20 protein-coding genes and 1 pseudogene are annotated in these 20,010 nt (G+C 70.8%); 9 read left to right on the top strand and 12 right to left on the bottom strand.

Annotated elements, in window-relative coordinates:
• Positions 1-65 precede the first annotated feature (65 nt).
• Entirely contained in the window at positions 66-818 is a 753-nt protein-coding gene (locus tag AB0M88_RS30240; RefSeq protein WP_364108202.1) for an NAD(P)H-binding protein, read from the top strand.
• Here the strand turns inward: AB0M88_RS30240 and zwf are convergent.
• Positions 789-2,189 carry a glucose-6-phosphate dehydrogenase gene (gene zwf / locus AB0M88_RS30245; protein WP_364108204.1) on the bottom strand — a complete coding sequence of 467 codons (1,401 nt, stop codon included), beginning with the start codon at positions 2,187-2,189 and terminating at the stop codon, positions 789-791. The two genes, AB0M88_RS30240 and zwf, sit on opposite strands and share 30 nt — an antisense overlap.
• A gap of 30 nt (positions 2,190-2,219) precedes the next feature.
• A complete protein-coding gene (locus AB0M88_RS30250) occupies positions 2,220-3,170 on the bottom strand; it encodes a helix-turn-helix domain-containing protein (RefSeq protein ID WP_364108206.1) in 951 nt (316 codons plus the stop codon).
• Positions 3,171-3,312: 142 nt separating this feature from the next.
• Here AB0M88_RS30250 and AB0M88_RS30255 point away from each other — a divergent pair, with 142 nt between their 5' ends.
• Positions 3,313-3,435, top strand: a complete 123-nt coding sequence (locus AB0M88_RS30255; RefSeq protein WP_364108208.1) for a hypothetical protein — start codon at positions 3,313-3,315, stop codon at positions 3,433-3,435.
• 65 nt (positions 3,436-3,500) lie between these two features.
• A complete protein-coding gene (locus AB0M88_RS30260; protein WP_364108210.1) occupies positions 3,501-4,223 on the top strand; it encodes a lysozyme in 723 nt (240 codons plus the stop codon).
• Between the two features lie 42 nt (positions 4,224-4,265).
• Here AB0M88_RS30260 and AB0M88_RS30265 read toward each other — a convergent pair whose 3' ends face one another.
• The gene (locus AB0M88_RS30265; protein ID WP_364108213.1) at positions 4,266-5,945 is read right to left on the bottom strand and encodes an alpha/beta fold hydrolase; all 1,680 of its coding nucleotides are present in this window, start codon (positions 5,943-5,945) and stop codon (positions 4,266-4,268) included.
• 147 nt (positions 5,946-6,092) lie between these two features.
• Here AB0M88_RS30265 and AB0M88_RS30270 point away from each other — a divergent pair, with 147 nt between their 5' ends.
• Positions 6,093-7,259 (top strand): hypothetical protein, encoded by a 1,167-nt coding sequence (locus AB0M88_RS30270; protein WP_364108216.1) that lies wholly within the window; start codon positions 6,093-6,095, stop codon positions 7,257-7,259.
• Positions 7,260-7,261: 2 nt separating this feature from the next.
• On the opposite strand, the gene AB0M88_RS30275 is transcribed toward AB0M88_RS30270, so the two are convergent.
• From AB0M88_RS30275 to AB0M88_RS30285, 3 genes are all read right to left on the bottom strand, one after another.
• Positions 7,262-8,212: an endonuclease/exonuclease/phosphatase family protein gene (locus tag AB0M88_RS30275; protein ID WP_364108218.1), complete on the bottom strand. Its 951-nt coding sequence runs from the start codon at positions 8,210-8,212 to the stop codon at positions 7,262-7,264.
• Positions 8,213-8,298: 86 nt separating this feature from the next.
• On the bottom strand, positions 8,299-8,856 hold the full coding sequence (locus tag AB0M88_RS30280) for a pentapeptide repeat-containing protein (RefSeq protein WP_364108220.1): 558 nt from the start codon (positions 8,854-8,856) through the stop codon (positions 8,299-8,301).
• 50 nt (positions 8,857-8,906) lie between these two features.
• Entirely contained in the window at positions 8,907-10,118 is a 1,212-nt protein-coding gene (locus AB0M88_RS30285; protein WP_364108222.1) for a hypothetical protein, read from the bottom strand.
• Positions 10,119-10,310: 192 nt separating this feature from the next.
• Between AB0M88_RS30285 and AB0M88_RS30290 the strand changes: the two genes are divergently transcribed.
• Positions 10,311-11,015, top strand: coding sequence for a SemiSWEET transporter (locus AB0M88_RS30290; protein WP_364108224.1), 705 nt, complete (start codon positions 10,311-10,313; stop codon positions 11,013-11,015).
• A 167-nt stretch (positions 11,016-11,182) separates the two neighbouring features.
• On the opposite strand, the gene AB0M88_RS30295 is transcribed toward AB0M88_RS30290, so the two are convergent.
• From AB0M88_RS30295 to AB0M88_RS30310, 4 genes are all read right to left on the bottom strand, one after another.
• Positions 11,183-11,587, bottom strand: coding sequence for a type II toxin-antitoxin system VapC family toxin (locus AB0M88_RS30295; protein ID WP_364108226.1), 405 nt, complete (start codon positions 11,585-11,587; stop codon positions 11,183-11,185).
• Between the two features lie 4 nt (positions 11,588-11,591).
• Positions 11,592-11,789, bottom strand: coding sequence for a hypothetical protein (locus AB0M88_RS30300; protein WP_364108228.1), 198 nt, complete (start codon positions 11,787-11,789; stop codon positions 11,592-11,594).
• A gap of 81 nt (positions 11,790-11,870) precedes the next feature.
• Positions 11,871-12,656: an SDR family oxidoreductase gene (locus AB0M88_RS30305; RefSeq protein ID WP_364108230.1), complete on the bottom strand. Its 786-nt coding sequence runs from the start codon at positions 12,654-12,656 to the stop codon at positions 11,871-11,873.
• Between the two features lie 33 nt (positions 12,657-12,689).
• Positions 12,690-13,688, bottom strand: coding sequence for an acyl-CoA desaturase (locus tag AB0M88_RS30310; protein ID WP_364108232.1), 999 nt, complete (start codon positions 13,686-13,688; stop codon positions 12,690-12,692).
• Positions 13,689-13,834: 146 nt separating this feature from the next.
• On the opposite strand from AB0M88_RS30310, the gene AB0M88_RS30315 reads away from it, so the two are divergent.
• The 4 genes and pseudogenes from AB0M88_RS30315 to AB0M88_RS30330 all read left to right on the top strand — a co-directional run bounded on the left by AB0M88_RS30315 (position 13,835) and on the right by AB0M88_RS30330 (position 17,150).
• The gene (locus tag AB0M88_RS30315; RefSeq protein WP_364108235.1) at positions 13,835-15,121 is read left to right on the top strand and encodes a sensor domain-containing protein; all 1,287 of its coding nucleotides are present in this window, start codon (positions 13,835-13,837) and stop codon (positions 15,119-15,121) included.
• The gene (locus AB0M88_RS30320) at positions 15,073-15,708 is read left to right on the top strand and encodes a response regulator transcription factor (RefSeq protein ID WP_364108237.1); all 636 of its coding nucleotides are present in this window, start codon (positions 15,073-15,075) and stop codon (positions 15,706-15,708) included. Before AB0M88_RS30315 ends, AB0M88_RS30320 begins: the two co-directional genes overlap by 49 nt.
• Positions 15,709-15,872: 164 nt before the next feature.
• Positions 15,873-16,088, top strand: a pseudogene (locus AB0M88_RS30325) (ABC transporter substrate-binding protein); the annotation flags it as partial.
• Positions 16,089-16,490: 402 nt separating this feature from the next.
• On the top strand, positions 16,491-17,150 hold the full coding sequence (locus AB0M88_RS30330) for an ABC transporter substrate-binding protein (RefSeq protein WP_364108284.1): 660 nt from the start codon (positions 16,491-16,493) through the stop codon (positions 17,148-17,150).
• On the opposite strand, the gene AB0M88_RS30335 is transcribed toward AB0M88_RS30330, so the two are convergent.
• Both AB0M88_RS30335 and AB0M88_RS30340 read right to left on the bottom strand, forming a co-directional pair.
• On the bottom strand, positions 17,147-18,187 hold the full coding sequence (locus AB0M88_RS30335; RefSeq protein ID WP_364108239.1) for an oxidoreductase: 1,041 nt from the start codon (positions 18,185-18,187) through the stop codon (positions 17,147-17,149). The two genes, AB0M88_RS30330 and AB0M88_RS30335, sit on opposite strands and share 4 nt — an antisense overlap.
• A gap of 16 nt (positions 18,188-18,203) precedes the next feature.
• On the bottom strand, positions 18,204-19,922 hold the full coding sequence (locus tag AB0M88_RS30340) for an alpha/beta-hydrolase family protein (protein ID WP_364108241.1): 1,719 nt from the start codon (positions 19,920-19,922) through the stop codon (positions 18,204-18,206).
• Between the last annotated feature and the right edge of the window lie 88 nt (positions 19,923-20,010).

A 20,010-nucleotide genomic window follows, 5' to 3' on the forward strand; every position in this document is an offset into this window, starting at 1 on the left:
TCCAGTTTTACCTGAACAGTTTTGACTGTCGTCACACTGCGGAATACTCGCCCCCATCGAACGACGTGGAGAGCGAGGACCGGATGCGGATCGTGATCGTCGGCGGGAGTGGGCGAGTCGGCCGGGCGGTCGTGGCCGTGCTCCGGCAGCGCGGCCACGACCCGGTGCCCGTGTCCCGGTCGAGCGGCGTCGACGCGTACACCGGCGAAGGCCTCACCGAGGCCCTGACCCGGGCCGACGCGGTTTTGGACACCACCCGCACGCCCTCGCTCGAAGAGGCGGCCGCGACCGACTTCCTGCGGACCAGCACCGGCAACCTGCTGGCGGCGGAGCGGGAAGCGGGCGTCAAGCTCCACGTCCCCGTGTCGATCATCGGGATGGAACGGGTGCCGGAGCTCGGCTACTACCGGGCCAAGCTGATCCAGGAGGAGACGATCCGGACCGGCGGGGTGCCCTACACGATGCTGCGGGCGGCCCAGTTCATCGAGTTCCTGCCGGCCATTCTGGCCGGCAACGTGCACGCCGGCGTCGCCCGGCTGCCCGCCTCCTACCTTCAGCCGATCGCGGTGGCCGACCTCGCCGAGATCCTGGCCGACGTGCTCACCGCGCCGCCGGCGAACGACATCGTCGAGGCGGCCGGGCCCGAGGCGCTGCCGTTGGACGAGATCGGGCGGCGCCTGCTCCCCGGCGTACGCGTCATCACCGATCCCACCGCCAAGCCGCTGTTCGGCGCCGCGCTGCCGGAGCGGGCGCTTCTGCCCGGGCCGGCGGCCCGGAAAGGGCGGACGTCACTCGCCGAGCAGCCACCGGTGGGGTAAGGCCAGCGCGCGGGCCTTGGCCGGGCCCCACGAGCCCGGTTCGTAGGAGATGATGCGCGGCCGGTTCTCCAGCAGCGGCGTGATCGTCTTCCAGGTGGCGGCGAGGCCGTCGGGGCGGGTGAAGAGGGCCCGGTCGCCGAGCAGCACGTCGTGGATGAGGCGCGAATAGGGCGGCAGCGGGTCGGCGTCGGGCAGTTGGGCGAGCGGCAGCTTCACCGCGGCCGGGTCGAGCTCCAGGGCCACGCCCGGCTTCTTGGCCAGCAGGGACAGGTCGATCTCGCCGGTGCCGGCCAGGGAGAACGACAACACGTTGGCCTGCGGCGGCAGATCCTTCAAGGGCTGCGAAGGGGTGCGCAGCACCAGGCTGACCCGTTGCTCACTGGCCGCCATCCGCTTGCCGGTGCGCAGCAGGAACGGCACGCCCTTCCAGCGCGGGTTGTCGATCCACATGCGCGCGGCGACGAACGTGTCGGTCGACGACCGCTTCGCGACGCCCTTGACGTTCTTGTAGCCGGCGAACTGCCCGAGCACCACCTCGGCCGGGTCGAGCGGGCGGAACGAGCGGATCACCTTTTCCCGCGCGGCCTGCAGGTCGTCGGCGCCCAGGCTGGCCGGGGGTTCCATCGCCACCTCGGCCGCGACCTGGAACAGGTGGGTGACCAGCATGTCGAGCACCGCGCCGGTGGCGTCGTAGAAGACCGCGCGGTCGTCGATGCCGAGCGTCTCCGGCACGTCGATCTGCACGCTCTCGATGTGCTCACGGCTCCACAGCGCCGCGAACGCCTGGTTGGCGAAGCGCAGCACGTGCAGGTCCTGCGTCGCCTCCTTGCCCAGGAAGTGGTCGATCCGGAAGACCTGCGACTCGTCGAGCACGCGGTGGACCTGGCGGTTGAGCGTGCGGAAGCTCTCCGGCGAGGTGCCGAACGGCTTCTCGTAGACCACGCGCGCCCCGTCGGAGAGCCCGTGCTGCCCGAGCGCCTTGGTGATCTCGGGGAAGGCGACCGGCGGGATGGCCAGGTAGTGCACGAGCTCGGCCGGCTTCCGGAACGAGGAGCGGGCGTCACTGATCACGTCGAGCAGGCTGCCCGGGTCATCCGAATTGAAGCCGCCTCCGGCGAACCGGAGCCGCTCCGCGAACGAGGACCACGGACCCTGCGCCGGCTTCGGGCCGAATTCCTCCAGCGCTTCCCGTACGCGGGAGCGGAAGTTCTCGTGCGAGACATCGCCCCGGCCGTTGCCGACCAGGATCCACTCGTCGGGCAGCAGGCCCTCGATCGCCAGGGTGTAGAAGGCCGGCAGCACCATCCGCCGGGCCAGGTCGCCGGTCGCTCCGAAGAGCACGAACACGGTCGGACCGGGAGTCGTCGCCATGGCCGCCAGTCTGCCCCGTCCGGCCCGCGCTTACACCGGTTGTGACTTGAACGTCCCGCGGTAGGCCTGCGGGGTGGTGCTCAGCCGCTGCGCGAAGTGGTGCCGGAGGGTCTGCGCGCTGCCGAACCCGGCCCGCTCAGCGATCGAGTCGACGCCGAGGTCGCTGTCTTCCAGCAGGTGCCGGGCCAGCAGCAGGCGCTGGCCGGTGAGCCAGTCGTGCGGGGTCGCGCCGGTCTCGTCGCGGAACCGGCGGGCGAACGTGCGCGGGGCCATGTGCGCCAGTTCGGCCATCGTGTCCACGGTGTGCAGGTGGTCGAGGGTGGCCAGCACGTGGTTGAGCACCGGCTGGAGGGTCTCGCAGCCGGCGGTCGGGATCGGCGTCTCGATGTACTGGGCCTGGCCGCCGTCGCGGTGCGGTGGCACCACCATCCGCCGGGCGATCATGTTGGCGACCGCCGAGCCCTGCTCCTGGCGGATCAGGTGCAGCCCGGCGTCGATGCTGGCCGCGGTGCCCGCGCTGGTCAGGATCCGGCCGTCCTGCACGTAGAGCACGCCCGGGTCGACCTGGGCGGCCGGATAGCGCCGGGACAGCTCGGCGGTGTGCCGCCAGTGCGTGGTGCAGCGGCGCCCGTCGAGCAGGCCGGCCGCCCCGAGCGCGAACGCCCCGGTGCACACGCTCATCACCCAGGCGCCTCGCTCGTGGGCCCGGCGCAGGGCGGCGCGCACCTCGGGCGACTCGTCACCGGTGCCGTACGGCACCACGGCGACGAGGTCGGCCTCGTCGGTGCGGGACAGGTCGGCGTGCACGGAGACGTCGAACCCGGCATGCGTACGCACGGGGGCACCGTCGGCCGAGCAGAGGGCGAAGTCGTAGCCGGGGAGGCCGTCGGCGGTGCGGTCGTAGCCGAACAGCTCGCACATCACGCCGAGCTCGAAGACGGCCACCTCGGGGAGAGCTATGACGGCCACGTTGCGAATCATGCTGCCTTCAGTCCTTTGAGGGGTGGTGGAGGGGGTGGTCGGACGGGATGTGACCGAGCGTACTTGGGGTTGGCAGGATTTAGAAGGTGTGTGGCATCTCTGCCACTGTCGACGCCGGGCGACGGCGAGAAGACTCGGTGTCATGGAAATCGTGCTGGCAATCTTCTTCCTCGTGATCACCGTCGCCGCCATCGCCGGCTGGACCGCCGACTCGCGCGACTACGCCGATCGGAAGCCCACGAACGAAGGATTCAGATCCGTGTAGTTGTTATTCATCCATCTATGTGAATGAATCGACGAGCCTTCCCCTTCCTGAACGGAGGTTCAGTCGTGTCATTCCGCACCCGGCTCGCCGCCCTCACCGCGGCGGCCACCCTGCTGACCGCGCTGGTCGCCACGGCACCCGCACAGGCCGCAACCGTCACCTACGGCCAGGACGTGTCCGGCTACCAGGGCAGCGTCAACTGGACGGCCCAGTGGAACGCCGGATCCCGGTTCGCCTACGTCAAGGCGACCGAGGGCAACTACTACACCAACCCGTCGTTCGCGCAGCAGTACAACGGGTCCTACAACGTCGGGATGATCCGCGGGGCGTACCACTTCGCGATCCCGAACGGGGCCGGCGCGGCCGCCCAGGCCGACTACTTCGTCGCCCACGGCGGCGGCTGGTCGAAGGACGGCAAGACGCTGCCGGGCGCGGTCGACCTGGAATACAACCCGTACGGCGCGACCTGCTACGGCCTCTCCCAGGCGAGCATGCGCTCCTGGATCTCGGCCTTCCTGAACGAATATCACGCGCGCACCGCACGGTGGGCGGTCATCTACACGACCACCGACTGGTGGACCAGCTGCACCGGCAACTACAGCGGCTTCTGGGCCAACTCGCCGCTCTGGCTGGCCCGCTATGCCAGCGCGCCCGGCACCCTGCCGGCCGGCGCGCCGACCTGGTCGATCTGGCAGTACTCGTCGACCGGCCCGTTCGCCGGCGACTCCAACCAGTGGAACGGCACCCTTGACCGGCTCAAGGTGCTGGCCTGCAACGGCGCCTGCTGAAGACGGCCGGGGCGGGCCCCCTCGGCCCGCCCCGGCCCCGCATCAGTTGTCCGAGGTCAGAATCGACTTCGGACGCATCGAAACCACCGGCGGCAACTGCTTGCCGGTGCGGGCGGCGAACGAGGCGGCGGCCGGCAGCGGCGAGCTGAACGGCTGCGGCGCGTCGGTGCAGAGCGTCCCCTTGGCCGGGAGCGCCCCGGTCAGCAGATAGTTGTCGATGGCGGCGGTCGCGCAGGCCCCGGTGCCGTACGCGGTGTGACCCCAGTTGTTACTGCTCAGCAGCCGGGCCGTCGGGTGCAGCCCGCTGGCCGCGACCGCCGAGTCGTAGTTGGTCGCCGGGTCCCACAGGCTGCCCACGTAGAGCATCGGCGACGCGGTGCGCTTGTCGAACGGCCCGTTGTAGGCGTCCTCGTCGCGGACCGTCCAGCTGTCACGGGCACACGGGCTGCTCAGCCAGCCCCACGAGCGTCCGAAGTAGGGCGCCTCCCGGTCGCGCTGGGCGGTCGCCGGCGACCAGAACGCGGCGTCGGCCGGCTCCAGCGTGTCGGTGCAGATGACGCTCAGCGAGGCTTCGGCGCCGTTGTCGTACGGGAAGTCGTAGCCCTTGCCCGCCTTCGCCGCATCGACCCGGGCCGTGAGCGCGGCCGTCGAACCGCCGTGCAACGCGTCCCACACCTCGGCCAGGATCTGGGTCACGTCGTCGCCCGCGGTCGAGCTGTAGAGCACGCTCTGGACACCGCTGACGAAGCCGGCATAGGTGAGCGTCTCCCCGTCGATGACCAGCGGCTTCTTCCGCAGCGCCTGCGCGATCTGGTCGAACTTCGTGAGCGGGTCACCACCGCCGGCGAAGGCGCAGTAGGACGGGCCGGCCCGGCCGCACCGCACCAGGATCTCGTGCAGCGCGCGGTACGCCCCGTCGGCCGAGTGCATGCGCGCGTCGAGGATCTGGTGGGTGTTGCCGACCCACGCCCGCGGGTCGATCACGCCGTCGACGACCAGCACCCGGAAGCGGTCCGGGAACATGTTCGCGTAGTACTGCCCGAGGGCGGTGCCGTAGCTGAAGCCCAGGTAGTTGAGCTTCTGGTCGCCGACCGCCCGGCGGATGACGTCCATGTCGCGGGCGTCCTCGGCCGTCGACATCGAGCCGGACAGCGGACGGCCGGTCGTCGAGCAGGCGCGGCCGAGTTCCCTCGAGCCCCGCTCGTACGTCTGCTCCTCGGCCTTCCCGACCGGGAAGGGCACGTTGAGATCGGCGAGTGCGGCCGTCTGGTCCTTGACCGACGAGAAGCACTTGACGTTGTCGCTCGACGCGATGCCGCGCGGGTCGACGCCGACGATGTCGAAGCGCTGCAACAGGGAGTCGCTGAGGAACTGCGGTGCCTCGAGCGCGAACTGGGTGCCCGAGCCGCCCGGCCCGCCCGGGTTGAGGAACAGGCTGCCGATGCGGTGAGCCTGGTCCTTCGCCTTGACGCGGAGCACCGCGACCTCGGTGGTGGCGCCGTGGGGCTGGTCGTAGTCGAGCGGCAACCGCACGGTCGCGCACTCGGCGATGTCGTAGCAGGAATACCAGTCGAGCTGCGGAGTGGGAACCCGGTCCACCCGATTCGCCTCGGCGGTCGTCGTTTTCGCCGTCGAGGCGAGGGCGGGCAGGGAGACGCCGGTGGCGGCTAAGGCGCCGGCCAGCGCTGCGGTCAGGAGTCGGTGCGCCTTGTTGAAGGGCATACAGGTCGACCTTTCTGACGGTTGTGGCCGCGGCCGCGGTGCCGCGACGGGACGCATAGTAGAAGGTCGATGCCAAGCCGGTTCCTCTCGCCGCCGGGCCGGACTCGCGTCTAGAGTCGGCCGGTGCGCAAACGCCGATTGGTGATCGTGACTTCTGCCCTGGTGGCGGCCCTGCTGGGCGGCTGCGGGCATCATGCGGACAAAACGGCCGCCTTCGAGGAGCCGCCGGCCGCGGCCGCGGCTTCCTCCTCGCCGGCTCCGTCGGCGGTCCCGTCCTCGTCGGCGTCGGCGACCCCCAAGCCGACGGCCACCAGGAAGAAGCCGAAGCTTCTCCCGAAGCCGGGCAACCCGTCGGGCCACGCGACGATCCCGGCCGACGCCCGGCCGGTCGACACCAGCCACCCCACCCACAAGATCGGCAAGGGCACGCCGTCGGGCTGCACGTCGGCCGCGGTGGTCAAGGCGGTCGCGCAGGGCGGCATCATCACGTTCGACTGCGGCCCCGACCCGGTGACGATCACGATGACGGCCACGGCCAAGGTGCGCAACACCAGCTCGAGCGTGGTGCTCGACGGCGGCGGCCGGGTCACCCTCAGCGGCGGCGGCAAGCGCCGCATCCTCTACATGGACACCTGCGACAAGGCCCAGACCTGGACGACCTCGCACTGCGACAACCAGGCGACGCCGAAGCTGACCGTACAAAACCTGGCCTTCGCCGACGGCAACAGCATCGGCCAGAAGACCGGCGACAGCGGCGGCGGAGGCGGCGGCGCGATCTTCGATCGCGGCGGCCGCCTCAAGGTGATCAACTCACGCTTCACCGGCAACCGGTGCGACAGCACCGGCCCCGACCTGGGCGGCGCGGCCATCCGCGCGCTCAATCAAAGTCAAAACCTTCCGGTGTACGTCGTGGGCAGCACCTTCACCGGCGGCGTCTGCTCCAACGGCTCCGGCCTGAGCAGCATCCAGGTCAGCTGGACCGTCCTCAACAGCGTCTTCACCGGCAACTCGGCGATCGGCCACGGCGCCAACCCGGCCCGCTCGGGCACGCCGGGCGGCGGCAGCGGCGGTGCCATCTACCTCGACGGCAACGACTTCACGCTCACCCTCGACGGCACCCTGATCGAGAACAACAAGGCCAAGGAGGGCGGCGGCGCGGTCTTCTTCGTCAGCAACGACCGCACCGGCACCCTGAAGATCCGCAACTCGAAGCTGCTGCACAACCCGAGCGCCGGCTTCGAGACCGGCGGCCTCCCCGGCATCTTCTTCCTCGGCCGGTCGCACTCCGAGAGCGGCTCGACCCTCAAGAAATAGCGCTAGCTCACCCAGGCGGCGGCGCCCCGCAGGAGATGGTGGTCGGACATGCCCACCGTGCACGCGGCGGCGTCACCGCGCACCGTCGTGAAGAAGGCCGCGCTGACGAAGATGTAGTCGATCTTCGCCGTGTGGGTGACGCTGCCCGACCCCTGACAGTCGGGGGTCACCGTCTCGGTCGGCTCGCCGCTGCGACAGCGGTCCAGGCCGGCGCAGCCGGCGGTGAAGTACGAGGTGTCGTTCTCGTCGACCTCCTGGAACACACCGGTGCCGCCGCTGTGGTCGTAGATCGGGTTGAGCCGGGCGTCCTGCGGCTCCAGGTTGAAGTCTCCGCCGAGCACCACCGGCTCGGTGTAGCCCCGCGTCTTGGCGGCCACCGCCGCGACCTGCTGCTGGGGGTCGGAGCCGACGTAGTCGATGTGCGTGTCGCAGGCGCGGACCAGCCGCCCGGTCACCGAGGCGCGCCCGCACAACAGGATTCGCGCCTCGCCGCCGGACGGGTTCGGAAGGTAGGTGACCTCCCGGTAGCTGTTGTTGATCGTCCCGGCGCCACCCTTGGCCAGGATCACCAGGCCGTAGCGCAGATCGGAACCCCACTTCTTGCAGCCGTTCGTGCTGGCCAGTGACGCGCCCCAGATCGAGTCGTACGGCGAGCCGCTCGTCCGGTTCTGCAACGCGGCCCGCAGCGTCGTCCACTGTCCATAGCAGACTTCCTGGAGCATGATCAGGTCGGCGTCCCAGTTGTCGATCGCCGAGATCATCGTGTTGCTCCACGCGGTCGCCGAGTTCTGGTAAATGCCGCACTGGCCGGCCGCGCCGCACACGTTGTAGGAGAGGAACCGCGGCTTGGGCCAGTTGGCCGGGTCCGGCGTGTCAGCCCGGGCCGGACCCGCCGCCGACAGCGTCACCAAGGCGACGAGCGCCGCGAGGAAGAACGTGAATACCTTGCGCATATCCACAGACTTCCGTGGCCACGCAAGGTGCTACATCGGTGGTCGCGGATCTCCACACTGGACTGCGCCGCCGCTCACCGCCGGGATCAGGCGTCGCGGACGTCGAGGCCCAGCGCCATCGCCAGCATGACCCCCTGCTCGGCCGTGATGATGGCGTGGCGGACAATCGTCTCGGTCGGGTCGAGCGACGAGATGTCGCTGCCGCGCAGGTCGGCCCGGGTCAGGTCGGCGCCCCTCAGAGTGGCGCCCGAAAGATCGCAGTCACGGAAGGAGCCACCCTCACACCGGGCGTCGGTGAGGTCGGTCTCGCGCATGCGGACATTTCTGAAGGTGGCACTGCCCAGATCGGTGCGGGACAGGTTGACGAACGACCAGTCGCCGCCGTCGACCTCGGTGATGTCGAACGTGCAGCGCTCGAAGGTGCTGCCGACCAGCTTGCAGCGGGTGAACGTCGCGTCGAAGAACGTGCAGTTGACGAACGTGCAGTTCAGGAACGCCACGTCGGTCTGAGCCGAGCAGTTGAAGCGGACGCTGCGGAACTCACACCTGTCGAACTCGAGCCCCTCCATCTCCTCCTCGACCAGGTCGACGTCGATGAAGGTGGAGTCGGCGTGCCGCTGCCGCGCGAGGTCGATCTCAGACATGACGCGACCCTACTCACCGCGCTGAACTCCCGGGCCCGTGCGGCGCGGATCTAGGCCGGGCGGAACGCGACCTCCGGATCGAGCAGGGCGGTCCAGGCGGGGCGCCAGGCCTCGGCCCGGCGGTCGGTCTCCTCCCGCAGGTTGGTGCGCCACGGGCCGGAGACGCCGTCGTCCGCCCACCAGTCCGGCCACGAGTCGTACCGCCGCTCGATCTGCACGCCGCTCGCCGACACCTCGACCCGCAGGAACAGCCACCGGCCGTACCGCGGATCGGACTCGGCCGCGCGCAGCGCCCGCACCCGGTCGGCCAGCTCGTGGAACAGCGCGAACCGTTCCTCGTCCGGTCGTCCGGCGGGCGGGAACTCACCCGGCTGCGCGGTCAGGCTGGTCGCATCGGCGTACACCAGAAGCGAACACCGCCCGTCGCCGGCGGGTGACCGCCCGCGCAACCAGCCGATCAGCTCCTGAAGCGGCGGGACCACCGCCGGCGCCGGGCGCCGCAGCTCGGCCGCGTCCCGCATCGCCGCCCAGACCAGCCGGTCGTGCTCGCCCTGGCTGAGCCGCCGCACCCGGCGCAGCGCGGGCCGCGAACCGGCCGGAATGCGCGGTGGCCGGGTGCCGCTGGTGATGCCCGCCCGGCCGGCCGCGAACAGGGCCGCCTTCAGGTTGAGCGGGGGATCGTCGAGGCGGCCGAGCAGCCGTTCGAACGCCGACCCGCCCACCTCGCCGCGCACGGCCGCGGCCAGCAGATGCTCGCCGGCCGCCCGCACCTCGTCGCGCTCGGACGGCGTCCGCAGATCGTGCCGGCCCCACTCGGTGACGATCTCGCTGAGCTCGACCAGCGTGTTCTCGGTGCTCAGCACCGCACCGGCGACGTCGACCAGGCCATCGCCGACGCCCTCGCGATAGCGGGCGCGCGACCACCGGCCCTCGGCGTGCCAGGCCACGAACCCGAGCTGATCACTTTCGGCCAGCGGGGCCAGGTCGTCCCAGGGCAGCCAGTCCGGCGCGCCGGTCAGCAGATCGATCGGCGGATCGGCCGCGGCGGTCGCGCTGTGCTCACGGGCATAGCCGTAGAGAACCGCGCGGGCGCCGTCGAGCAGCGCGAACCGCGCCCAGCTGCCGCCGTGATCGTCGTGGTGGGCACCCCGGTCGTCGACGAACCACACGTCGGCATAGCCGATGCCGGTCAGCGCGGCCGAAATCGTCGCCCACCTGGTCCAGAGCAGGCCAGGCGCCGGCAGGTCCACGTCGGTCAGCATCCGTCCACTGTGCCAAATGCATGCGGCATGGTGTCCACCGCCCTCGCGGTGGCCGAACCGGCAGATAGTGCTCCAGATCACGCCACCGGTCCCGTTCGGTGGCAAGACGGTTGCGCCGGTCGGATCTTGGTCAGCACCGCCCGCCGGCAGGTCGAAGGGACACATGGCCCTGCCCCCTACCGGAATCGGATCATGCTTACCCACACCCTCGGCGTCCTCGGCGCCGCGCTCTCCATGTCCCTGTCCTGGCCCCAGGTCATCAAGTCGTGCGTCCAGCGGCGCACCCGCGGCCTCTCACCCACCGCCTGCGCCCTCGGGGTGGTCATGCCGCTCGGCTGGATCACCTACGGCCTGCTCAGCGGCCAGGAAATCCAGGTGGTGACGAACGTGGTCACCGGCACGGCGGGCCTCGCCATCCTCACGGCACTGCTGATCACCCAGCCGGGCATGCGCTCACCGCGGGCGCTGCGGCTCAGCGCCGCCAGCGCCGGCACGGTCCTGACGGCGGTCCTTCTGAGCGGCCTGGCGGCGGCCCTTCCGGGCGTACGCGGTGAGCAGGTCGCCCCGCTGCTCGGCCTGCTCCTGGCCGGGGTGTCTTTCCTGTCCGCGATCCCCCAGCCCCTGGCCCTGCTCCGCGACCGCACTCAGGACCTGTCAGGCCTGTCTCCGCTCCGCTGGCGCCTGGGCGCGGGCGCCTGCTCGTCCTGGCTGCTCTACGGCCTGCTCACCGGCCAGCCGCCGGTCGCCGCGTCGGCCTTCGTCGGCCTGATCAGCGCCACCATCGTCTGCGGCGTGCTGTTCCTGCGCCGCGAGACCCGCCCGGCCCCGGCCCTCGACCAGGCCGCCCGCTGGCGCGACTCCATCACGACCCGCAACCTGGCCATGGCCGGCGTCTGACCCTGCACGGGGAAAGCTCAACGACTCGTCCAGCGATCAGGCACTGACCCGACGATGGACCCGAGGCCTGGAGCGTGACCGGCTTCGCATGGCGAAATGCGCTTTCATGCGGTCGGCCTGGGCTCGGCCTCGGGGGTTAGGGGGACGACAGAGGATGCTGACCGCCGCTAGGCGGTGATCAGCTCAAGCCCGTGATGTTCGGCGAAATCTTGGTAATCCCTGACATTCAGCGTGGCCAGGGGCAGCCGGCGCGCCATGCAGCAAGCCGCGACCCACATGTCATTCGGCTGCCGGGGACGGCCGCGACGTTTCGCGGCTGCCGACAGCCGACCGTAGAGGTTCGCGACGATCTCATTGCCCTCGAGGAAGGGCGTCTTGTCTATCCAGCTCAGGACTTCGCCCCTCCGCTGAAGGCCCAGGTCGCGGACCAACGTCCATTTCATGAGCTCGCCCTGAGTCACGAAGGTCATGACCGGGTTCGCCTCGGCCAGTTTGATGCCCAAGGTCGCGGGAAGCCGGCCCTTGATGTACATCGACGAGACGTCCGTATCGAATACCACCGGTTGTTTCATGGGCTCAGGCCAACCCGGTGCGGCGCGACTCGCGAACCATGGCGATGAGGTCGTCGACCTCTTCGTCGGATCGAAAGACGTTGGTTCCGTTGGCCAGAAACTCCTCCATCGTGATCAGCGGGCGGTCGAATCCGCTGCGGTCGTAGACCTCCTCATCGAGAGCATCGTCGACTGCCTTCCTTTCGGTGCTGCTAGTAGTCATGGCAAAGCCTCCTGAACTAGAGGTGTGAGGACCCCTCTAGTCTAGGCGCCAGATGACTCATGTCTAGATGCTGAGCGAGGTTTATGTAGTGACGTTGAGCCATCCGCCGTCGACGTAGTAGGAGGAGCCGACCGAGTAGGAGGCGCGCGGGGAGCAGAGGAAGACGAAGAAGTCGGCGACTTCCTCGGGGGTCGCGAAGCGGCCGATCGGGGCGTTGTCGTCGGCGATCTCCTGCAGGTACTGCTCCCAGGTCTGGTCGGTGCCCTCGGTCAGCTGCTTCGCGGTCTTGACCCAGTCGCCGGTCATGACCAGGCCCGGGTTGACCGCGTTGACGCGGATGTTGTCGCCGATCAGTTCGTTGGCCAGGCACTTGGAGAACATCACCAGCGCCGCCTTGGTCACGTTGTAGACAGGTTCGTAGCCGAGTGGCTGGGTCGCGCAGATCGACGCGTTGTGCAGGATGACGCCGCCGCCGCGGGACTTCATGCCGGGGGCGATCGTGCGGGCCAGGCGGACCGCGGCCATCACGTGCAGCTCCCAGTAGTGCTGCCAGCGCTCGTCGGGCGCGGTCAGGATCGTCTCCTCGCTGCCGGTGCCCGCGTTGTTGACGAGGATGTCGGCGCCGCCGAACTCGGCCGTCACGGTCTCGGCCAGCCGCTCCGCCTCGCCCGGGACGGCGAGGTCGGCGGCGACGGTCAGGACGCGTACGCCCGGAAGCTCGGCCGCCGCCGAGCGCAAGCGGTCCTCGTCGCGGCCGCACAGCGCAAGATCGACGCCCTCGGCCGCCAGGCCGTGGGCGATCGCCAGGCCGATGCCCGCGCTGCCGCCGGTGATGACGGCGACCTTGCCGGTGAGTTGAAGATCCATCCGGGTTCCCCTCGGGGTTGCGAAGACTTGCGGCTATCGCCGCAGATCCTCCCCGACGGCGTGGAGGTGGCGCAGCGCTTGGGCGTACGAGTCGACGAGCCCGGTCATCTCGTAGGGCACCCCGATCTCGGCGCAGTAGGCCCGCACGATCGGCTGGGCCTTGCGCAGGTTGGGCGTCGGCATGGCCGGGAACAGGTGGTGCTCGATCTGGTAGTTGAGGCCGCCGAGCGCCGCGTCGACGACCAGGCCGCCCCGCACGTTGCGGGAGGTCAGCACCTGCTTGCGGAGGTAGTCCTCGCTGCCGTCGGGATGCGGCATGCCCTTGTGGTTGGGGGCGAAGGTGAGGCCCAGGTAGACCCCGAACAGCGCCTGGTGGACCGCGAAGAAGGCCAGCGCCTGCAGCGGGCCGAGCACCACCAGCAGGGCGCTCACGTAGAAGACGAGGTGGGCCACGAGCAGGGCCGCCTCGACGCCGCGCCGCTTGACCGTGCCGTTGCGCAGGGCCCGGATGCTCTCGCGCTTGAGGGAGAGGCCGAGCAGGGTGAGCAGCGGGAAGAAGAACCACGCCTGATAGCGGGTGAGGAAGCCCTTGCCCCGGGCCGCCTCGCGACTCCAGACCAGCACGCCGGGGCCGACGTCGGGGTCGAGGTCGTCGTGGTTGGGGTTGGCGTGGTGCTTGGTGTGCTTGTCCATCCAGTAGCCGTAGGACATGCCGATCACCAGGTTGCCGGCGATCAGGCCGGCGCGACGGCTCGGGGTGTTGGTGCGGAAGACCTGCCGGTGGGCGAGGTCGTGGGCGACCAGCGCCACCTGGGCGAACACGACGGCCAGGAAGGCGGCCACGGCCAGCGTCCACCAGGAGGACCCGACCAGGAAGAAGGCGGTCCAGCCGCCGATCACGGCCAGGGACACCAGGCCGAGCCGCGCGACATAGTAGGCCGGGCGCCGCCGCAGCAGGCCGGCCGCGTTGATCCGGCGGCCGAGCTCGGCGAAGTCGGACGCGGTGCGGGGTGGCTCGATGGTTGTCGTCATGTCGGTCAAGCCAACCGGGCCGGGCCGTCGAAGTCAGTGATGCCAGTACCCGACTTTTGGTAGGGCTAGCACCACCCGGTTTCCCGGTCCCGGAAGTAGGGCTAGCACTACTGAGTTTTCGTCCCCCGCGGGCCAGGATGAGGCACATGGAGACGCGTGACTGGATTCGCGACGGCCGGCGGGCGGTCGGCTGGGGAGCCGTGTCGATCGTCCTCGCCCTGACCAACATCCCGCTCGTCGTGCTCTTCGTCGTGTCGCTCGCGCTGACGCCGGTGCTCGGTCTCGGGCTGTTCCTGTTCCCGCTCGTCGTCCGGCTCGTCCGGGCGCGCACCAACCTGTCCCGCCGGCTCGCCGCCGACTGGGGCGTCACGATCGACCGGCCCTACAAGCCCGCGCCGCCGGGCATGCGGCCGGTCGGCTGGTCGCGCTGGCGCTTCCTCATCACCGACTCGGCGACCTGGCAGGACCTGGCCTGGCTGGTGCCCGGTTTCGTGGCCGGCGTCGTTCTCGGCCTGCTCACGCTGGTGCTCCCGGCATACGGCGTCGAGGGCATCCTGCTGATCCCGCTCTGGCTCTGGCTCGGCCTCGGCGACTACGGCTACGGCGTCTTCTGGCCCTTCCACAGCGTCGGCGAGGCGTTTCTCTCCCTGCCGCAGGGCACGCTGTTCCTCGGCATCGGGCTGGCGCTCGCGCCCTACCTGCGCCGGTGGGACGCGCAGTTCGCCCGGCTGCTGCTCGCACCCACCCCGGCCGCCCGCCTGCGGCTGCGGGTGACCCAGCTGACCGTCACCCGGGCCGACACAGTCGACGCCCAGGCCGCCGAGCTGCGCCGCATCGAGCGCGACCTGCACGACGGCGCCCAGGCCCGGCTGGTCTCGCTCGGCATGGCGATCGGCCTGGCCGAGGAGATCGTCGAGCGCGATCCGGCGGGCGCCCGCAAGCTGCTCGCCGAGGCGCGCGAGTCGAGCACGACCGCGCTGGTCGAGCTGCGTCACCTCGTGCGCGGCATCCACCCGCCGGTGCTGGCCGAGCGCGGCCTCGACGGCGCGGTGCGGGCGCTCGCGCTGCACCTGCCGGTCCCGGTCAACGTCGATTCCGACGTCACCGGGCGGCTGCCGACGCCGGTCGAGTCGGCAGCCTACTTCGCGGTCGCCGAGGCGCTGGCCAACCTCACCCGCCACAGCGGGGCCCGGTTCGGCTTCGTGGTGCTGCGGCGCGACGGCGACCGGCTGCAGCTGCAGGTCGGCGACGACGGTCACGGCGGGGCCGACCCGTCCGGCGGCACCGGCCTGCGTGGCATCGAGCGCCGGCTGGCCGCGTTCGATGGCACGATGGCGCTGTCCAGCCCGCCGGGTGGGCCGACCATCGTGACCATGGAGCTGCCGTGCGTGTCGTCATCGCCGAAGACCATGCTCTCCTCCGAGACGGGCTGACCCGCATCCTGGAGGCGTTCGACTTCGAGGTGGTGGCGACGGTCGACAACGGGCCGGCGCTCCTGCCCGCGCTGACGGCGCAGCGGCCCGACGTGGCGGTGGTCGACGTGCGGCTGCCGCCGACGTTCACCGACGAGGGGCTGCAGGCGGCGATCGCGGCCCGGGCGACCATTCCCGGGCTGCCGGTGCTCGTGCTGTCCCAGCACGTCGAGCCGCTCTATGCGCGCGAGTTGCTGGGCGAGCGCGGAGGCGGCGTCGGCTATCTGCTGAAGGACCGGGTGTCCAATGTGGCGCAGTTCGTCGACGCGGTGCGGCGGGTGGCCTCCGGCGGCACGGTGATGGACCCCGAGGTGGTCGCGCGGCTGCTCGAGCGGAGCGGACCACTCGACGTGCTGACCCAACGGGAACGGGAGGTGCTGGGCCAGATGGCGGAGGGCCGGTCCAACGGGGCGATCGCCGCCAAACTGTTCGTCACCGAGAAGGCGGTCAGCAAGCACATCAACAGCATCTTCACCAAGCTCGGCCTGCCACCGTCCGATGACGACAATCGGCGCGTGCTCGCGGTGCTGGCCTATTTGGACGCCTAACGGGTGTCCGCCGTCCGGGTGACTTCGGCGGCCGAGAACCACCTTATTACCCGGCAAAGCGCCCAATGATCACGAAACTTGGCACCACGGCACCGATCGGACCGCCCTAGTCTCCCCGCGTCACAGCGGGCTAGGGAGGTTGCACGGTGCGCAGAAGGACGTTCGTGGTCGCCGGGATCGCCGCATTGACGGGCGGATGCAGGGGCTCGAAGGACGACGATGCGGGACCGGCGGTCAAGGCCACGCTGCTGATCTCGTACAGGGCGCGCGGGCGGGACGCCTACGCCTATGTCGCCCAGGAGAAGGGCTATTTCCGGGCGGCCGGGTTCGACGTCACGATCGAAGCGGGTGGAGACCTCGAGGGCGGCATCCGGCGGCTCGTGGGCGCGGGCGGTAGCCCGGTCTTCGCGGCGCTCGATCTGACCGCTTGCCTGCTCGCGGCCGGCCCGGCCCTGTCGGGTGGACTGGAGCCGGGCCAGCCTGGCGGACCCGGGTCAGATCAAGGCCAAACCGGCGCGGAGCAAGGCCCACGCGGGGCAGGACCGGGCGCACTGCCGGCAGGCCAGGGCGGACTCGGCACTGAACAGGGCGCACCCCCAGCGGGTCCGGGCGGCCCGGCAGCAGGCCGGAGCGGTCCCGGAGCAAGGCTGGGCGGACCCGGGGCAGGGCCGGGCGGACCCGGGGCAGGGCCGGGCGGACCCGGGGCAGGGCCGGGCGGACCCGGGGCAGGGCCTGGCGGCCTAACCGCGGGGCCGGGCCGGCCGGCGGCCGGGTTCAGGTTTTTGGCCGGCATTCATCAGCGCACGACGGCGGCGATTGTCGCCCCGGGTGGTGGCAAGATCGGCGGGCCGCGGGATCTGATCGGGAAGACGCTGGCCGACCTGCCCGGCTCGACCGTGCGGGACCTGTTCCCGGCCTATGCCCGGCTCGCCGGGATCGATCCGGCGCGCACGACCTGGGTGGCCGCGACCCCGCGGAGCGTGGCCGGTGAGCTGGCGGGCGGCAAGGTCGCCGGGGTCGGGGACACGATCGCCGGGCGGCGGGCGGTCGAGGCGGCTACCCACGGGCGTACGGCCGTAGTGTTGGCCTACAGCGACCAGTTGCAGGATCTTTATGGCGACGCTTTGGCGACTTCCACCGCGTACGCGCAAGCCCAGCCGGGCAGCGCCCGGAAGTTCGCCGCCGCGCTGCTCCAAGGCCTGGCCGATGCGATCGATGACCCGGCGGCGGCCGGCCTGATCATGCACAGGTATGTGCCGGCGGTGACCGCTGAGGCCGCCACCGCCGAGTTGGCGCTGCTGGCGCCCTATGTTCGGTCGTCGGCCGAGGGCCTGCCGGTCGGCGCGCTGGACGCCAACCGGGTGGCCCGCGGCATCGCCCTGCTGCAGGGTGCCGGTCAGATCGGCCCCGGCCTCACGCCGGACCAGGTGATGAGCGTCTAGCGACCCCACTTGAGCTTGGCCACGCGGCCCTGCTCGCCGGAGGCCCAGCAGGCGCCGTCGTGCGTGCACATGACCACGTCGAAGCTGCCGGTGTCGAACGGTTTCCAGGTGCGCCCGGCGTCCAGCGAGATGTCGCTGCCGGTCGGGCCGACCGTCAGGGCCGCCGGGCCGTGCCCGATCCAGGCGGCGCCGGAGCGGTATTCGCCCGGCACCGTCTTCGACACCGTCCACCGGTGGCCGGCCAGGTAGGCCGAGCCGTCGGGGGCCGCGGTGGGTGTCACGTAGTCGCCGCCGACCGCGATGGCGTGCGACGGGTCGGCGAAGGCCAGGCTGTAGATGCCCGCGCTGGGCCCGCTCGGCAGCGGCGAGTCGACCACCGTCCAGCTGTGGCCGAAGTCGGGCGACGAGAAGATGCGCGAGGTGGCGCCGCCGCCGGAGGCGAAGTAGGCCCGGCCGTGCGTCGACACCAGGCAGGTGCCGCTGGCCGCGAACGCGAACTCCCCGGTCAGCGCGGCCGGCATGCCCTGATTGGAGCGTACGGCCCAGTGCCGGCCGCCGTCGGAGGTCGCGAGGATCCGGAACTTGCCGTCGACCGGGTCGGACAGGGCGAGCCCGTGCCGCGGGTCGAGGAACGTCATGCAGTCGTAGAAGGCGGCCGGGTCGTCGTTCTGGAAGGTCTGGGTCCAGGTGTGGCCGGCGTCCGAGGTCGAGTAGATGCGGGAGTCGGTGCCCTCGCCGATGGTGAGCGCGACCGCGTGCCGGGCGTCGAACGCCTCGATGTCGCGGAACTCCAGCGCCGACGCGTCGGCCGGGCCGACCGAGGCCCAGTGCCGGCCGCCGTCGACCGTACGCAGCACCGTGCCGGCGGTGCCCGCGACCCAGGCGACCGAGGCGCTGACCGGCGACAGGCCGCGGAACCGGGCCGTCGTGGACGTGTCGGTGAGCTGCCAGGACGGGTGGGGCCCGGAGGAGAAGCCGGTCACGCCGGCAACCGTGGTCATGGCGAGTGCGGCAATCGACAACCTTCGCAGTCTCATAGGCGGAACCTACTCGCTAGCGATCTAGGAGTGCACGCAGGCGGAGGGTGTCGGCGACGGTCCAGCCGGGTGGCGGGGCGAGGGCGGCCCAGCCGTCGACGGTCGCCGATTTGTAGACGTGGCCGTGGCCGATCGGCGCCTTGTTGGCGAAGATCAGGTCGACCGTGGTCTGCCAGAACGTGATCACCGGGTACCAGTGCATGTCGTGGGTGACGTCGGGTCCGCGCTCGCCCTTCAGCCACGACGGCTGGTGCCAGAGCAGGCTCGGGTTCCAATAGACCACCGGGTCGGACGAGTTCTGCATGTAGATGACCTTGGGCCGGGTGACGCCGAGGTCGCGGAGCTCGGCCGGTTTGGAGGCGAACGCGACCGGGAGGCCGGGGTAGTCCGGGTCCCACACCGACGACCCGGGCGCACGCGCCCCGGTCAGCTGCTGGTGGACCGGATTGGCGAAGGTCGGACCCTCGAGCAGCATGCCGTCGGCGCCGTCGACCATCTTCCGCGCGCTGCCGAACGTCTTCTCCGTCCCGTACGTCCCCAAGCTCTCGCCGAAGATCAGGAGCTTGGGCCGGGCGCCGGGCGGCATCGCCGCCCAGCGGTCGTGGACCGCGGTGATCAGCGCCGCCGCGGCGTCGGTGACCTTGGACCGGTCGACCAGGAACGAGATCCAGCTCGGCAGATAGGAATACTGCATCGAGACCAGGGCGGTGTCGCCCGAGTACATGTATTCGAGCGAGCTGGTCACGTTGTTGTCGACCCAGCCGGTGCCGGTCGGGGTGAAGATCGCGACCACCGCGCGGTCGAAGGCGCCGGTGCGCACCATTTCTCGCACCACCAGGTCGGCCCGGGCCTGCGGGGTGTCGGCCGAGGCCAGCCCGGCGTAGAGGCGGATCGGCTCGAGCGACGGCCGCCCGGAGAACGCGGTGAGCTGCTTCCGGGTCGGCGCACTGGCCACGAAGTTGCGCCCCTGCCGGCCGAGCGACTCCCAGCCGACCAGCGACTGCGGGCTGCCCGAGCGCAACGGCGAGGCCGGGCGCACGATGCCGCGCCCGGTGCCGCTGTCGGTGACCGCGGCCGACCGGTCGGCGGTCGTGTAGAGATAGTCGATCATCAGCCGGTCGAACGCGGTGTAGCTGAGCAGCGCGACCACCACGAACCCGGCGCAGTAGGCGGCGTTGGTCGGCACGACGTGGCCGAACGCGTGCGCCAGCCCGTGGGTGGCCAGCCGCAGAACGCGCGCCACCAGCAGGATCACGCCGAAGGTGAGCAGGCTGACCCCGACCGTGCGCAGCAGATCGTATTCCTGCTGGGGCGCGATGCCGAGCCGCACCCGCAGCTGGCGCTGCCATCTCGTGCTGAGCCAGAGGAAGATCAGGATCAGGCCCGGGACCAGGGCGAACAGCACCCGCCACGCGATCTTGACGGTGCGCGGACCGGGTCGCCAGTAGGTGCGGGCGAGCGCCCCGGCCGCGGTGCCGGCCGCATAGCCGGTGGCGGCGGTGATGCCGGCGACCACGCCCTGGAGGTAATAGGGGCGGGGCAGCAGCGACGGGGTGAACGACAGGCAGTAGAAGAGCGCGGCGAGAGCGAAGCCGGTGACCGTCAGGCCGCGGAAGAACAGCGGCGGGCAGGTCTTTTCGTTGACCGAGTCCTTGATCGAGCGCCGCGGCGCGCCTTCGAACGAGCGTCGCGGCGCGGGAATGGCTACGAGGTCACTCACCGCCAGTATTCGCATGATCGCTCCCGGGTGTTGGCTTCCTTCCATCTTCGGCCGCCGATGTCCTCCCGTCGTCATACCGGGGACCGATCTGCGGAGTCATACC

It is taken from the genome of Actinoplanes sp. NPDC051411, assembly GCF_040682075.1.
Lineage (GTDB): Bacteria > Actinomycetota > Actinomycetes > Mycobacteriales > Micromonosporaceae > Actinoplanes.

Excerpts from the sequence above, each read along its gene's own strand:
- zwf (WP_364108204.1), bottom strand. The coding sequence starts at position 2,189 with ATGGCGACGACTCCCGGTCCGACCGTGTTCGTGCTCTTCGGAGCGACC.
- AB0M88_RS30250 (WP_364108206.1), bottom strand. The coding sequence starts at position 3,170 with ATGATTCGCAACGTGGCCGTCATAGCTCTCCCCGAGGTGGCCGTCTTC.
- AB0M88_RS30255 (WP_364108208.1), top strand. The coding sequence starts at position 3,313 with ATGGAAATCGTGCTGGCAATCTTCTTCCTCGTGATCACCGTCGCCGCC.
- AB0M88_RS30265 (WP_364108213.1), bottom strand. The coding sequence starts at position 5,945 with ATGCCCTTCAACAAGGCGCACCGACTCCTGACCGCAGCGCTGGCCGGC.
- AB0M88_RS30275 (WP_364108218.1), bottom strand. The coding sequence starts at position 8,212 with ATGCGCAAGGTATTCACGTTCTTCCTCGCGGCGCTCGTCGCCTTGGTG.
- AB0M88_RS30280 (WP_364108220.1), bottom strand. The coding sequence starts at position 8,856 with ATGTCTGAGATCGACCTCGCGCGGCAGCGGCACGCCGACTCCACCTTC.
- AB0M88_RS30285 (WP_364108222.1), bottom strand. The coding sequence starts at position 10,118 with ATGCTGACCGACGTGGACCTGCCGGCGCCTGGCCTGCTCTGGACCAGG.
- AB0M88_RS30290 (WP_364108224.1), top strand. The coding sequence starts at position 10,311 with ATGCTTACCCACACCCTCGGCGTCCTCGGCGCCGCGCTCTCCATGTCC.
- AB0M88_RS30295 (WP_364108226.1), bottom strand. The coding sequence starts at position 11,587 with ATGAAACAACCGGTGGTATTCGATACGGACGTCTCGTCGATGTACATC.
- AB0M88_RS30300 (WP_364108228.1), bottom strand. The coding sequence starts at position 11,789 with ATGACTACTAGCAGCACCGAAAGGAAGGCAGTCGACGATGCTCTCGAT.
- AB0M88_RS30305 (WP_364108230.1), bottom strand. The coding sequence starts at position 12,656 with ATGGATCTTCAACTCACCGGCAAGGTCGCCGTCATCACCGGCGGCAGC.
- AB0M88_RS30310 (WP_364108232.1), bottom strand. The coding sequence starts at position 13,688 with ATGACGACAACCATCGAGCCACCCCGCACCGCGTCCGACTTCGCCGAG.
- AB0M88_RS30315 (WP_364108235.1), top strand. The coding sequence starts at position 13,835 with ATGGAGACGCGTGACTGGATTCGCGACGGCCGGCGGGCGGTCGGCTGG.
- AB0M88_RS30335 (WP_364108239.1), bottom strand. The coding sequence starts at position 18,187 with ATGAGACTGCGAAGGTTGTCGATTGCCGCACTCGCCATGACCACGGTT.
- AB0M88_RS30340 (WP_364108241.1), bottom strand. The coding sequence starts at position 19,922 with ATGCGAATACTGGCGGTGAGTGACCTCGTAGCCATTCCCGCGCCGCGA.